Source organism: Candidatus Contubernalis alkalaceticus, assembly GCF_022558445.1.
In the GTDB taxonomy this organism is placed as follows: domain Bacteria; phylum Bacillota; class Dethiobacteria; order SKNC01; family SKNC01; genus Contubernalis; species Contubernalis alkaliaceticus.
Genome location: NZ_CP054699.1, coordinates 1,138,255 through 1,152,649, shown reverse-complemented (window position 1 = coordinate 1,152,649; position 14,395 = coordinate 1,138,255). Strand labels below are relative to the sequence as shown.

General features: G+C 41.2%; 18 protein-coding genes. All 18 read right to left on the bottom strand.

What is annotated here, in order from left to right; genetic code table 11:
- Nucleotides 1-14 precede the first annotated feature (14 nt).
- On the bottom strand, nt 15-353 hold the full coding sequence (locus HUE98_RS05465; protein WP_241422850.1) for a DUF6951 family protein: 339 nt from the start codon (nt 351-353) through the stop codon (nt 15-17).
- A gap of 410 nt (nt 354-763) precedes the next feature.
- Nucleotides 764-1,144 carry a PadR family transcriptional regulator gene (locus HUE98_RS05460; RefSeq protein WP_241422849.1) on the bottom strand — a complete coding sequence of 127 codons (381 nt, stop codon included), beginning with the start codon at nt 1,142-1,144 and terminating at the stop codon, nt 764-766.
- 42 nt (nt 1,145-1,186) lie between these two features.
- Nucleotides 1,187-1,699 carry a glycine cleavage system protein H gene (locus HUE98_RS05455; protein WP_241422848.1) on the bottom strand — a complete coding sequence of 171 codons (513 nt, stop codon included), beginning with the start codon at nt 1,697-1,699 and terminating at the stop codon, nt 1,187-1,189.
- A gap of 31 nt (nt 1,700-1,730) precedes the next feature.
- The gene (lpdA, locus tag HUE98_RS05450; protein ID WP_241422847.1) at nt 1,731-3,107 is read right to left on the bottom strand and encodes a dihydrolipoyl dehydrogenase; all 1,377 of its coding nucleotides are present in this window, start codon (nt 3,105-3,107) and stop codon (nt 1,731-1,733) included.
- Nucleotides 3,108-3,259: 152 nt separating this feature from the next.
- Complete coding sequence (locus HUE98_RS05445; protein ID WP_241422846.1) at nt 3,260-4,111, bottom strand: lipoyl synthase; 852 nt, start codon at nt 4,109-4,111, stop codon at nt 3,260-3,262.
- Nucleotides 4,112-4,217: 106 nt separating this feature from the next.
- Nucleotides 4,218-4,541, bottom strand: coding sequence for a hypothetical protein (locus tag HUE98_RS05440; protein WP_241422845.1), 324 nt, complete (start codon nt 4,539-4,541; stop codon nt 4,218-4,220).
- A 1-nt stretch (nt 4,542) separates the two neighbouring features.
- On the bottom strand, nt 4,543-4,680 hold the full coding sequence (locus HUE98_RS05435; protein ID WP_241422844.1) for a hypothetical protein: 138 nt from the start codon (nt 4,678-4,680) through the stop codon (nt 4,543-4,545).
- Between the two features lie 3 nt (nt 4,681-4,683).
- Complete coding sequence (locus HUE98_RS05430) at nt 4,684-5,616, bottom strand: uroporphyrinogen decarboxylase family protein (protein ID WP_241422843.1); 933 nt, start codon at nt 5,614-5,616, stop codon at nt 4,684-4,686.
- Nucleotides 5,617-5,795: 179 nt separating this feature from the next.
- Nucleotides 5,796-5,921 carry a thioredoxin domain-containing protein gene (locus tag HUE98_RS17575; protein WP_277623708.1) on the bottom strand — a complete coding sequence of 42 codons (126 nt, stop codon included), beginning with the start codon at nt 5,919-5,921 and terminating at the stop codon, nt 5,796-5,798.
- A gap of 211 nt (nt 5,922-6,132) precedes the next feature.
- Complete coding sequence (locus HUE98_RS05425; protein WP_241422842.1) at nt 6,133-6,372, bottom strand: thioredoxin domain-containing protein; 240 nt, start codon at nt 6,370-6,372, stop codon at nt 6,133-6,135.
- A gap of 69 nt (nt 6,373-6,441) precedes the next feature.
- Entirely contained in the window at nt 6,442-6,921 is a 480-nt protein-coding gene (locus HUE98_RS05420) for a biotin/lipoyl-containing protein (protein ID WP_241422841.1), read from the bottom strand.
- Between the two features lie 50 nt (nt 6,922-6,971).
- Nucleotides 6,972-7,559 (bottom strand): putative zinc-binding protein, encoded by a 588-nt coding sequence (locus HUE98_RS05415; protein WP_241422840.1) that lies wholly within the window; start codon nt 7,557-7,559, stop codon nt 6,972-6,974.
- Nucleotides 7,560-7,565: 6 nt separating this feature from the next.
- Nucleotides 7,566-8,114 carry a putative zinc-binding protein gene (locus tag HUE98_RS05410; RefSeq protein ID WP_241422839.1) on the bottom strand — a complete coding sequence of 183 codons (549 nt, stop codon included), beginning with the start codon at nt 8,112-8,114 and terminating at the stop codon, nt 7,566-7,568.
- A gap of 363 nt (nt 8,115-8,477) precedes the next feature.
- On the bottom strand, nt 8,478-9,545 hold the full coding sequence (locus HUE98_RS05405) for a uroporphyrinogen decarboxylase family protein (RefSeq protein WP_241422838.1): 1,068 nt from the start codon (nt 9,543-9,545) through the stop codon (nt 8,478-8,480).
- A 40-nt stretch (nt 9,546-9,585) separates the two neighbouring features.
- The gene (locus HUE98_RS05400; protein WP_241422837.1) at nt 9,586-10,530 is read right to left on the bottom strand and encodes a tetrahydromethanopterin S-methyltransferase subunit H family protein; all 945 of its coding nucleotides are present in this window, start codon (nt 10,528-10,530) and stop codon (nt 9,586-9,588) included.
- Nucleotides 10,531-10,568: 38 nt separating this feature from the next.
- Complete coding sequence (locus HUE98_RS05395; protein WP_241422836.1) at nt 10,569-12,506, bottom strand: ASKHA domain-containing protein; 1,938 nt, start codon at nt 12,504-12,506, stop codon at nt 10,569-10,571.
- 43 nt (nt 12,507-12,549) lie between these two features.
- Nucleotides 12,550-13,233, bottom strand: a complete 684-nt coding sequence (locus tag HUE98_RS05390) for a corrinoid protein (RefSeq protein ID WP_241422835.1) — start codon at nt 13,231-13,233, stop codon at nt 12,550-12,552.
- Nucleotides 13,234-13,843: 610 nt separating this feature from the next.
- Nucleotides 13,844-14,392 carry a DUF2284 domain-containing protein gene (locus tag HUE98_RS05385; protein ID WP_241422834.1) on the bottom strand — a complete coding sequence of 183 codons (549 nt, stop codon included), beginning with the start codon at nt 14,390-14,392 and terminating at the stop codon, nt 13,844-13,846.
- Nucleotides 14,393-14,395: the final 3 nt, after the last annotated feature.

The following is a 14,395-nucleotide window of genomic DNA, read 5'->3' as shown; positions in this document are numbered from 1 at the left end:
AATAAACTTATTTATTACATTTCATCTTCTTTCCCTATTCTTTCAAACTGCATACATACATTAGTAGGAACCATACCTTCCAGTTCAATTTGTATAACTTTTACAATGGCACAAGGCACTGGACAGTCTGTATGCATCAGATGCTTGTTGGCTGAACGGTAAATGATAGAGTTACTAATATTACAAAATAAATCTTTACGCCAATCCAAGAGTGCCAAATCTTCATTCATTTTACGAAGCATTTTACAAGCGGAAATTATCTTAACACTCACGTGCTTTTTATCCACTCGGGAAACTCTTACTACACTAGTAAAACCACATGCTCCGGCCATTACCCTTACCCTGGATGTCACGTAACTTTTCCTCCTCAATCACTGCAGCATTTTTTTCTATATGTATTACTATATATAATAGAATGCATGTATAATTATATTTCGATGTGTAATTATAGATATCCTCTTTAATAATAGTTTTTCTTAAAATAAATTAAAAATAATTATACATTCTGTAAGGAACTTTAATTGCTCCCCACCGGGGATGGCTCCGCTAATTCAGTTAGACCAGGAATCCATCCCTTGGAGAGCCTCATATTTATTTTTTATGGAGTTAAGAATCGCTTCCCTCTTGGAAAAATCCATAATAAAACCTCTCATTTTTTAATTAATTCATTTGACTTAAAAATTTATACATTCCTTTAGTAATTGTGTCTATTACGGGTTTCCTACTTAATAATAGATTAAATAACATGTTACCTATCAACTAACTATCTAATTTCACCAGCTTTGGCTTCATTAACGACATGTCGATCGGTGGTTCCCACTAAAATCTGGGTCATCTCATACCAGGACTCCATAGCAGCATCATATGCCTGGATACCTTTTTTGGTTAGGGTATACACTTTTCGCTGACGTCCAGACACCTTTTTCACTGTGCAGGTAACATATCCCCCCTCCATGAATTCACTTAATACCGGATACAATGCTCCCTCTGCCGGGGAACAACTACCGTGGGTCATCTGTGAAATACGCTTTGCCATAGCGTAACAATGCAGGGGCCCGCTGTAAAGAACTCTTAGAATAAAAAATCGAGAAAGCCCCATCTTCAATAAACTGCTCCAATAACTTTTGTCTAAATAATTTTCCATTTTTTTTGAACCTCCTATTTTTTTTAAAAATTTTATTATAATTTACTTTTCCTTCTGTTCTTTTATGGATTGATAAACACTCCTGCAGGTTGGAGATGTACCACCCTTAGTTCCGGGAGGCACTGCCCCTGCTTCAAACTTCTTAAGTATTTCTTTATATTCCGACAATGTCACCATATCTTCATAAACTTCCTTGGCATTTAAAATATTAATACTCAACAACCAGCCATCTTTAAAAAAATCCTTTAGAGTGTCTATGTCTTTTTCTAAATCCCGGTTCACCGCCACCACTCTGCCCTCTACCATACTGTCCAGGTATTTAATTTTTCCGGTAATGGCTACAGCAATTACCTCACCACAGGTTATTTCATCCCCTTCCTTTAAAGCAAATTCAACTGAACGGTATTCTCCTTCTTTTATATTACCGGTGGGAGTTAATCCCAATGTAATCAAATCTCTCTCCTCTTCAAGCTTTACCCAATAATCAAAGGGAATATAGTAACGGAGATTTTCATCCATTTGCACCGGTTTTGCCATAAATTGAAAAGATTCCAATGTATTATTTCACTCCTTCTTATTCGTTTACTTAACCGTGCAGTGGCTTCCCCCACGCAGAGAGAGATGCCTCCCATACTGCTTCTCCCAGGGTAGGATGAGGATGAATCGTTTCAACCATCTGTTTTAAAGTCAATGCGTTCTGTACTGCCAATACCCCTTCAATAATCAAATCTTCAGCATCGTTTCCTAACACCTGCATACCCAACACAACTTCATCAGATTCCCGGATCACAATTTTCACAAGCCCCTGGCTGTGTCCCTTAACCACAGCTCTCCCGTTACCGTTGAAGGAAAATCGCCCCATTTTACAAGGTATTTCCAAATCTTTGGCCTGCTTTTCAGTAATCCCAACCCAGGCCATCCCCGGCTGGGCTGCCAGGAAGAATGGAACTGCTTTCTTATCCAGCACTTTGTCTAAGCCCATAATATTTTCTGCAGCAGCAATCCCTTCAAAATAAGAAAGATGAGCTAAAAGGGGAGGTCCGGTTACATCTCCGGCAGCATAAACATGAGATACACCGGTTTCTTGTCTTTGATTCACCGTAATCCCCTGGGAAGTAATTTCAATACCCTTTATTCCACTGCCCAAAACTTCCATATTAGGCCTGCGCCCTACCGCTGAAATTACCTTATGGAATTTTAATACCTGTTCCCTAGAGGAAGTCTGAGTTAATAGGGATATTTCATCATCTACACATTCTACAGCCAAAAGAGTAGTATTAGTCAGTATTTTAATTCCCCGCCGCCTTAGAAGAAAAGCCAACATCTTGCTCAGTTCGTTATCCTCCAACCCAGACAGAAGTACCTTTTCCCTCTCTATTACAGTAACCTCAAAACCTAGAGAAATATAACTGCTGGCCAGTTCCAAGCCGGTATAACCTCCGCCAATTATAGCAACGCTGCAGATTTTTTGGGGAGGATGTAATGATTCATCAACGCAAGAGATTATTTTTGAACCTGGTATATCCAGTTCTGCCTCCCTGGAACCGGTGGCAATTAAAATATTATGAGCGTGATATTCCTCTTTTCCCTCATCCCTCTGCACAACCATAGTGTCAGGAGTTTTTAATACTGCCGACCCTTTAACTATTTTAACGCGCCTGTTTTTTAACACATTTTGCAGTCCCGTATAAAGCTTTGAGACTGTCTCCTGCTGCTGCTGTTTTATGATACTTAGATCAAGGGTAATATCCCCTTTGAAAAAACCACTTTTAAATGCATTTATACTTTTTTCGTGAGTTTGAGCATGCTCATGTAACACTTTGGTTGGGATACATCCCCTGTGCAGGCAGGTGCCACCAACTTTATCCTTTTCCACCATCAAAACTTTTGCTCCCATTTGCGCTGTTCTGACAGCCGCAGCATAACCCGCCGGTCCGCCTCCTGCAATAATTAAATCATACAAGGTAATCCCTCCCTATTCATGCATTTAAACAATAGATGGATCGATTTTTCATTCACAGTTAATCAATATTTTACTCATACTAAACATTACTTTATAGAAAAAACCTGTTATACTGGCGTTTTTAAAAAAAGAATTATAATCATAACAGCTTATCATTTTTTTGTCTTCAGCAGGTCTTTTATTTCTCCTGATCGATAGGAGCTGCGCACATAGGTTCCAGAAAATACTCTTTTATAATTTTTATTATATGCAAATTCTTCCCAATACTTAAACCCTTTTTCCAAAATAAAACGATGCACCGGTATCTGTTTGATTCCAGGCTGTCGATATTGTCCCAGGGTGAGGATGTCACAACCGGCATCCCGTAAATCCTTAAGTGCTTCCTCAATTTCAAAGTCCTCTTCGCCCATCCCCAGTATCAGTCCAGATTTAGTTAGCATCTTCGGATCAATTTCTTTTACCCTGCGTAAAAGTTCCAGAGAACGCCGGTAATCTGCTTCAGGCCTTATCATTAATTGTAATCTTTGCACCGTCTCCAAATTATGAGCCAAAACATCTGGCTTTGCCTCCACAACTCTTTTCAGGTCTGCAAAAGACCCCATGAAATCAGGAATCAATACTTCAATACTGGCATTGGTAGTTTCACGAATTGCTTTTATAGTCAAGAAAAACTGTTTAGACCCTCCATCTTCTAAATCATCCCGGCTTACAGAGGTCACCACCGCATGAGAAAGATTTAACTTATGAACCGTCTCTGCTACTCTCTCCGGTTCCATAGAATCCACCGTCAGCGGTGTGAAATGGTTCACTGCACAAAATTTACAGTTTCTGGTACAATTTTTTCCAAGAATCAAAAAAGTAACACACCCACGGCTGAAGCATTCCATGATATTGGGACAGGCAGCATGCCGGCACACTGTTTCCACTGAGGAAACGGTATGGCTTGTCCGGGCAAAATCATGATAATTGGGTATTTCTTTTACCAGCCACTTTGGTACTGCCACTTTAATACACCTTCCTTGAAAAAAAGATTTCATCCAGAAATTTTAAAAATTTGTAAGTAAGGGGATAAGAGATATTTTCCTATCCCCTTACTTATATGAAACTTAACTATTCAATTGCATCTCTAGCCTTACAAATCTCGGCCTTTAAATCATCATCTACTGCTCTTTCCTCTAGCGCATCCAGCAGTTCTTCGAAAGTTGGAATAATACTTTCAAAGACAATATCTCCGCTGATCACAATGGTGGGAAGCACTCTTCCACCAGACTCAACAAACTTGTTAACTCCTTCGGGAGTCTTGATGTTCCATTCTTTGAACTCAATTAAGTTCTTGATGTTGTCCGGTAGGGCGGAAATAGATTCCAGCATATACTGACATGCGGCACACTGTACAGCGTCCAGGGTAAGAATGTCTACTACCATTTTCGCCATATTATTTACCCCCTTTTAAATCCTCATTGGTAATGAATCCAGCAGGAACATTGGTAGGATACTTAGCATAATACTTCTCATAGAATTCTTTAGCTTCCAACACTTTGTCTACGTTCTCCACGGGAACGTCATAAGGCATGTCTCAGCCAGGTGCCAAGGTAAATCCTGTATAGCCCCCGGCGGCTAGACTGATTAAAGTGTCATAGAATGGGTCAATCATACCCAAGGACAGAGAAAGGGTCAGCTTCAAGTTTCCACCGAAACCTAAGCCGTATTTGGTAGCTAAATCCCGGATATAGTTCATGTTCATCTGCTCATCAATGGCGAAACCATGACAGCCAATTTTACATACTTCATCCATAACCTTGGTAGCATCACCACAAATGAAGAAACTAGAGGTCAGGTTGGCTTCATGAATTACTTCCAGAGCTTCCTGGCAGTATGGGGTTACGAACTCAGCAAATATGTCAGCCCGAATTTGAGAAGCTACGGGGTCAACGATAGCGATAATCTCACAGCCCATATCTCTATAAATTCTGGCGGACTCAGCACATACTTTTCCGCAGAACTCAAGAATCTCTTTAGCCAGCGGCTTATTCTTTACAACGTCCGTAAAGATTTTAACACCTCGAAGGTGAGAGGCCAGGGTTAAGGGGCCGCAGAACAGACCCATCAGGGCCCAATCCCCCTGCTGAGCTTTAACCTTTTTAGCGGCTTCTACTACTACAGGCCAGCGTCCATCAGCAGCCGTAGGAATTTTTAAATTAGCTTCGGCTAATGTTTTGTCTGCCAAAGGGTGACCCACAATGGAAGGAGGATTATCCTTGTACCATCTAGCTTCACAGCCCATGGACATACCTTCTACGTTCAGGTCAAATATCAGAGGGATTCCGTCAACTTTATAACGCTCTGCTGTATGCAGAACTCCCTTAGCAATCAAGTCAGCATCCTGCAGATATTTATCTGCAGGCTCTCCAATTAAGTAAGCGCAGTGTACTCCTGCATAAGGCACCCAAGGAACTGTATTGCCCGTAGGCTTACCGTTATAGGCATCAAGCAGTAATTGTTTAGCCATTTTTACACCATCCTCTTATAATTTTTCTTTCAATGCACTTGATAATAGCACTTGTCGATACACTTCATAAAACACTTTCAATGCATTTGATACAACACTCTTGCCGATACAATAGCTTTTCATTCACTTATTGCCCATTACCACCCCCTGGTAAATACTTTGCTATATCTTTTATAACATCACATCCTGGAACGGATGGCTTCCAGTATCACATCCTCTGAAGGGGTTTCACTTTTAAAAATAACTTCGCCGTTGATAGCAATGGCTGGAAATACAAATATGTTTAATTCATCAAACCTTGTCATGGCTTCCGGTGTTTTTAAATCCCACTCTTTTATTTCTACATTTTCTGCTAATTGACCTAAATTTTCCGGCAGTCTACTTACTGCTTCCAGCAGATAGATACAAGGTATTCATGAAAAATTTTTCACAATAAAGGCTTCAAACAATAGTTTTTTTTGGGGTATCAACTTAATCCCTCTTCCAATTTTTTTAACCAGAAAGGAAACTAATTAATTAATCATGTATCCTGGAACAAATAGCCTCCAATAATACTTCATAAGAAGGAATTACACTGTTAAAAACAATTTCGCCATTAATAGCAATGCTTGGGAATACACAAACATTTAATTCTAAAAATCTTTTTAAATCTTTTGGATTAGTCATATCCAATTCTCTAAATTCTACTTTTTCTGCCAGGTCACCCAGTGCCTCCGGCATTGCTCTCACTGCTTCCAGCAGATAGACACAGGGCATTCATTGGACGGTGTTCTCTACAAAAGCTTCAACTAAAACCCTTTCGTTCATCAACAACACACACCATCCCTATCTGTTTCTCCGTTTTACCCTGGCTCCGGCACCACAATGATCCACATCTCCTGCCTCCAGCGCCTCCAGATACTGCTGTGCAGTCATAAATACGTTGGCCGACTCCAGGTTTTCACACTTCAAAGCAAACATGAATTCCTGGTAATACTTTTCCTCCAAAATGGCTGCCCCTTCACCTACTAGTTTATCATTCAAGGCAATTACCTTACCTGATACAGGGGTTGTTAAATTTACCATAGCTTTATAGGTTTCTACAAAGAGTATGCTGTCATCAACATCTACTTCATCCTCTAACTCTACAGCATAGTCTAAAAACTTAAAGCCATTTACCAGAATCACACCGGCATGAGTCGCTCCAAATCTATAAACATTGTCCTCACAAACTTGTACCCAAAGATGTTCCTGCAAATAATAAAGATATTGGTCTTCAATGGTTACGCTCTGACCATAAAAGTCATCGAAATTGATTAAAGCCATGTCGACAACTCCTTCCATTAACTAATCTCTGCCAACTAACCCTTTAAGAATTACTCCAGGCCCAGTATGGCTGGCATATCCTCAGGCCGTTCTATCCTTTCATTAACCGTCACATACTTCATTTTTTTGGGAATATTTTCCACATAATCACAGATTATATTCTGTTCACAATTCACTTTTTGTCTTTCATAAGGATAATTCAGGTTTAGTATTGCAATGCAAGCATTTTGCGCCTGAGTTGCCACTTCCATGGCCAGGTTTCTTCCGGTTTCTCCAGGAACCCTGCGATTTGTTCCGGGAGCCAGTTTAGTCTCCTGTTTCTTGCAGTCACAAACAAAAGTTGGGGGCATTTTGGCAATAGGTGGAAGCAGTATCCTGGCAGCCGGCTTTATTCCCAAAAGCCTAAAAAGATTTGAACCACATTGATAAGCACAACCGTCCAATATAATGGATGGGTTTTCCTCTACCAGTTTAATTTCATCGGGAATCCCGGATATGAGCCTGACCGCATCCACAATCTCCGTCTGGCCCGGCAGCATATCTTCCGTTACTACATAAGCCGCATACCTGGCCACGCTGGATAAAACAAAGCCAACTCCTCCGCAGGGGTAAATGGCCACTTTACTCGCCTTCTCCATCCATCCTCACGCTCCCTCCGGAAAGAATTCAGGCATTTCTGCCGGTATGTAAATCCCTGGTGCTATTTTTTTATATTGAAAAGGATTTTCAGGAATAATACTGGCATTAGCCAGACAAGTGTTAGTTTTAATATTTTGTTTTGGGAACTCATAATTGGGATTCTCCAACATAGCTGAGGCTACCCGGGCAGTTTCTCTGGCAACAGCTGAAGCCAGCTCACTTCCCTGGTCATCCAGTTCACGCCGCTGGGCACTCATTTTGATAGAGTTAGCTTCTGCAATTTCTGGAATAAAAATACGAGCTGCCGGCTTAAGCCCGGCCATGTAAAACAGATTTGTTGCACAATTATCATCAGAACAGTCAATAATCACTGAGGGATAATCTTCAACCATAACTAAATCTTCTTCAACTCCCCGTAAAAATGCCGGGACACATAGAATTAAAGTTTTCTTGGGGAGAAAATCTTCATTTACAATATAAGCAGCTATCCTTGCCACACTGGACTCTACCCTTTTTATGCCACCACATGGATAGATACAAACACGTTCTACCATGTAAAACACCCCTTTTTAAGTAATTACCAAAAAGCTTTAAAAAGACATTTTTCAATGTACTTTTACTGGTTCAGTTAACAGCGGTATTGCTAATTCAATACATTTCAGGTGTTTATCTATCATCGTCAAATAATTTTGAATTATTCTGACATTTTAACTTTTTTGTCTGGCCCCCAATAAAATGGGGGCCAGACTTGGATAAGGAAGAGAAATTGTTTGGATTAAGCTGTATTTTTTTCCACATAAATTATTTCTAGATAACTGTAAGCCTTTGTATAATAATTACTATGTTTTTTGATGTGTTATTTTATTTATATAATTTTTATAGTGAGCTGCGTTTATTTCCTGTAATTATTAAATCACTTACTTTTTTCGGTTCCACTTTTCGGCACCATGCTTTGCTACCGCATCTACCATGGCTTTGACGTTTTCCGGCTTTGCTTCAGGCCAGATATCACATCCGGGCCAAATGCCATCGCATCCGACTTCCAGAGCACTTACTACAGCATTTTCCACGTCCTCAACAGAATCATGGCAGAGCAGTTTGTATGCATCTAGATTTCCGAAGATAATGGGTTCGGTTCCGATATCTTCCCGAGTCTTATTCATATCATTTTTAAACTCCACACTGATAGTATCTGCACCGGCTTCGTTCATGAACTTGATTACTGAGTTAGTGCTTCCACAAATGTGAAGGTTATTGGGAAAGTTCATCTCATTTAAAGCAGCAAATATTTTCTTCAGTGGAGGCATAATTAGTGAATTAAACAATTTCGGGCTGAGGATATCAGTTGTTGCTCCCATTTCCCGAACAGTAATGTAATCTGCCCCAGCTTCTTTAAATATCTTAGCCATAATGATCAAAAAGTCGGCCAATTTATCTAACACCACTGCCATTTTATCCTGCTTTTTAAAGGCCAGTTTAAATATTTTGTCCAGGTCAAAAATCTGTCCTAATAGAGTGAAGGGTCCAAGGTAGTATGTCCCAATGGGCACCTTATCGCCAATATCTGCTTTTAGTAATTGCATGGCTTCAATTACTACTGGAATTCTACCTAATTTTTTAATTTCTTCAATGTCTGTGGGGGGCTGGTAATTCCACAGTTCTTCTTCTTCGTGCAGTACCTTTTCTTTAATCGTAGGATATAAGAGTTGATCAACATTTTCATATGGGTTCATCATGCAGCCCAGCACTTCTGCCTCCAGGCAGAAATCAAAGGGAACCACAGCACACTCATAGCCAAACAGCTTATAAGTAGAGGCTGCCAGGGTAGCCATCATTTTAGCATCACCGTGAACTGCGGGGAAGCTGTAGTTCAGCTGGTTTAAACCCTCAGTAGTTACATTACCCATACCACTGAAGCAGGCTGGACGATCCACTTCTTCACCCTTAATTAGTTTAATTACTCGTTCTTTTGAAGTTAAAGTCATACTTACACCACCTTAATTATTTTAATTATATCCAACGCCACTATTTTAGTTTATCAGCGAAGTCGTTAAAGAACTTATACAGTGGATGGTTGGGGTTAGAGGGCAGTTTTCCGGTCTCATAGTATGCAAAGGTTGCCAGTTGGACAGCAGCACTGCTCACAGCTGGGAAAATCCGGTCAGCAATCACCTGGGGACCATAGAAAATCAGGTCGCACCAAAACATGGTAGATACAGCTTGTCCGGCAGCGTCCATTGCGGAGAAACCTTTAACTCCCCACATTTCTTTTGCTTCTTTCCACATAAAGGTTCCGTTGGAAGAAGCTATTCCGCAGGGAACACCGAACTCTTCTTTAATCATTTTGTTAGCAATGGAAGAAAATGCTGTAGCCGGAAGATTCATCACTGAGGTATCCACCAGTATACTTTCAAAGGTGTCTTTCCCAATCTTGTCCAACATATCCCGGAAACAGTTTACCCGTCCCGCAGGAGTGGGGTCATTGTCGTCATATACCTGAACAACCACGTGCTTCACACCAATTTCTTTCAACTCTTCAATTTGCCCGGGAATGTCTTTATCCCAAGGGGTAATACTGTTGTATAATACCTTGTCCATCAGGCCCTGTTCTGCAGCATACCGTACTGCTTCAATACGGGGTTCCTGCATCCACATGTCGATGGCAAAGGGCATATCGCTGACACTGGTGAAAAAATCAATATATCTTTTCATTTCATCGGCAGAGTTGGCCACCATAGCGGTCAGTGCAGGAATACCGGTCTGCTGGGAAAGCTCTTCCTGACGCTTGATATAATCGGTAGCTTTGGCTCTATCAAATTTTCCTTCTTTTCTTTTTTCCAGAAGACGGTCGCCCTTATGGAACATAGATGCTACCAGCAGGGGAGGGTTATCCCCGGGCTGTCCACCAATGGTCCAGGGACCTATCTTGCAGGCTTTATGTTCGCCCTTTAGAGTAAACATTTTATCCATCAGTTTCCCACCTTTCTTTAAATACTAAACCATATTACTTACTTAATTTTATCCAGGATATGTTGAATGCTGGGGAATTTATGGGTTAAGTGGGGGAAGGCCATTGCCTTAGCAAACCTCTCCTGGAAATCAGGTTCTGTTGCAGTCTCCACAAATTCAACTTTTCTAGCCCATAATTTAGCTTCGTCTCTCTTCTCCAGGCTCATCAATGCCATTTTAGCACCGTCACCGGCTGCGTTACCTACAGCATTTACAAACTCCAGGTCACAATCGGGAACCATTCCCATAACCATGGTGCTTTCTTTGTTGATGTAGCTGCCGAAAGCTCCCGCTAAAACAATCTTTTGGGGCTTATCTACGCCGCGCTTTTCTATCAAATACTCAGCACCGCAGTAGAGAGCAGACTTGGCCAACTGAATTGCCCGGATGTCTCCCTGGGTAACGGTAACATCTTTTCCAATGGAAGTATCTTTGGCGAAAACCAGGATATACTCCATTTTGCCATTTTCACCCTTACGCACCCTGGGATGTTCGATCTTTTTGAAACGTCCGGTCTTGTCGATAATACCGGCTTTAAACATCTCAGCCACCACATCAATGATACCGGAGCCGCAGATACCCTTGATTACAGGAGCGTCTCCCTCTTTATACCAGTCTTCTGCACCAATGATTTTAACTGAGGGCTCTTTTGTATCGGGATCAATTTTAACCCATTCAATAGCACCGGGGGCAGCTCTCATACCAAACTTAATTTGAGCACCCTCCAGGGCGGGTCCAGTGGCACAGGAGGTGGAAAACAGCTTATCTTTGTTTCCAAATAGAATTTCACCATTGGTGCCGATATCAATGATTAAGGCCATTGGCTCTAAATTATAAGGTTCTTCAGCAATCAGCACCGCTACGTTGTCAGCACCCACAAAGCCAGCTTCGATAGGCAGCATGTGAGAGTAAGCGCTTTTAGCAATTTGAATGCCTAGATCTCTGGCTTTAATGTCAATGCCGTCTCTGATAGCAGGGGCAAAAGGTGCACGGCCCACATATTTGGGGTCAATTCCCAGCTTAATGTGGTGCATCGCGGTGTTCCCTACCAAAGTGATATCCATAACATCTTCTGGAGTAAGCCCAACCTCTTCGGTCATCTGCTCCACCAGTTTGTTAATGGCTTCAATAACAGAAGAACGCATTTTTTCTAGCCCGTCATCGTTCATCATGGAGTAAGTTATCCGAGCAAGAACATCTTCACCATATCTTATTTGAGGGTTCATAACAGACTTTTTACTGATTACTTCACCGTTTTTCAGATTGCATAGATAGCCGGCTACGGTAGTACTTCCTACGTCAACACCGATTCCATACCAATCCTCTACCAGTCCCGGTAAAACCCTGATAATTTCCTTGCCCATCCATACAAACACGGTAACTTTCCAGTTGCCGCCGCGGATTGCCTCAGGCAGGTTAATTAATGTGGGATAATCTACTGATTCAACTTCAACTTCATACTTTTCCTTCAGGGCTCTCTTCATCCGTACAAAGTCGTCTGTCTGATCCTCCAAATTGGCTGGAGGCATTTCAATATAGTAAGTTTTCACTGCGGGGTTTAAGGTAAACGCTCTATCCTGACCCAGTTCCAGGATTACCTGCTCGGCTCCCCGGGATTCTTCGGGTACAAACAGGAGGATATCGCCTTTTATCTCGGTGCAGCAGGCTAAACGGTAGTCTTCGCTTAATTCTTTCTCACTCAACTGGTCTCTTTCTTCTTCAATTACGGGGGAGAGGTTTTCATTTTTGGACTCAATCCCAAATTTTTCAAAGAAACCTTCTTCCACCTTTACCTTACATTTTCCACAGACCTTTGCTGAACCGCAGGGGGCTTCAATATCAACACCCAGTTCCTGTGCTGCCTGCAGAAGAGTTTTTCCTTCTTCAACTTCCCCACGTCTCCCAGAAGGCTGGAATATAACCGTGTACGTTTTCATCTCTCTTTCCTCCTTAAAAAACTACTTAAATTGCTGTAAAATATTATTTATTTTGTTCTGCTTCTTCTTGAATGCTCTTCAGGGTGCTCAGCATGTTGATGGCATCTTTAAGCGCGTTGCTGGCATCTTCTGCAAATCCATCAGCACCAAACTTGTCGGCGATTTCTTCAGTTACAGGAGCTCCACCAATCAAGATTCTAGCATTGGGGTTCTTTTCTTTAATCTGCTTAATGATGTCCTTCATTCCTACCATGGTGGTAGTCATCATAGCGGAAAGACATACCAGGTCAGCATTGGTGTTCAGTTGTTCTTCTACGAATGTTTCCAGAGGAACGTCTCTGCCCAGGTCATGAACTTCAAAACCGGCTACGTCAAACATCATCTTAACAATATTTTTGCCGATATCGTGAACGTCACCCTGCACAACACCCATTACCACAACTCCACTAACTCCCATGTCTTTGCCATCCATATGAGGCCTTAAGATGTTCAAACCGGCATACATAGCATCTGCGCACATTAATAGTTCTGGAACAAAATATTCCTGCTGCTCATAGAGTTCTCCAACTTCTTCCATTCCGGGAATCAAGCCCTTAAATACTGCCGTAAAGGCGTCAATCCCTTCATCCAATACTAACTGTGCTGCCGCTGCTACATCGTCCTCATCGTAATTAATAACTCCTTCTCTCAGTCTTTCATACAGTTCTTGTGCCCTTTCCTCTGACATTCTTAGTCCTCCCTTTCATTTCTTGGATTTTTTTATTGGTAATTTTTTACCTGATTGGTATCAGGTAAAAATATGAAACCCTTTTAGAGAAATTCACTACCATATTACGAGAAATTTACTGCTACTAAAAATGTGTGTAAGGAAAACTACACTTTATAAATAATCAAAAATAATCGGTAAGCTTGTCCTTGTAAATTGCAAAAACTTACGGAATTTTTATTTAATTGTAAAGTTTTTTAATGACTTGTTCTCTACTACTAATATTCGAGGTTAAAATTAAATCCCCTGCAGAGCGAGAGAAATTTTTAAAATTTTATTTCGATGTTACTAAACACACTAGAAAAATAAATTATCTCCTACTAAACACGTTGATTTATGTAACACTTAACCTCTCAGAAAAAATAATATCAAACAATAATTTTGATGTCAAGGGATTATGTCTAGTTATTTATTTCACTTTTTATTTCTCTTTTTTGGGTATAAGATCCCACCTCTAAGCGTTAGCGTAGGTGGGGCTTTTAATCAGGTGGAGACTCTACTCCACCTGATTCCCCGATGTTTCAGCTTACTGAAACGATTTCACTTCTCTCACACTTTCTACTCCCTTCCTTCAAGAAAGCAGTAAAATCCCCGCAAAATAAAGCTCATCTCGATCCAGAGGGTTAAAGGGAACACCAGCATTTTTACTGGTTCTGAAAATATCCACACCGGCAGCATCCAGACTGGGACGTGCTTTAAAAGGATGACGGCACGGCTCTCCCGATTGAACTCCCACACATTCCGGACAAAGCCTGCAGCGGGTGGCAAAACCTGCAGCAAAGTAATTCCCCTCCATCAAGGCTTTAGTTTCCAATTCACTGATTAAGTTTTGTACTTTTAGCTCCGCCTGACGAACATCCTCATCTTCACATCCTGTGCCCTTCACCTGCAGCAGCAGTGCTCTGCTGTAATTCTTCAAAATCTCTCTGAATTCTGATACCGTTAAGGTATTGGGGGGACATGTCAGGTTACGATTATAATGGGCACACAGAGGAACTCGACATTTCAAACGGACCCGGTCATCCACAATAATTTGATCTGAATCAATCAAAACGGCACGGGCCGCTCCCCCATCTAGAGCATGCTTTACCAGTTGTTCAAAAGATTTTTTATCCTTCATGAA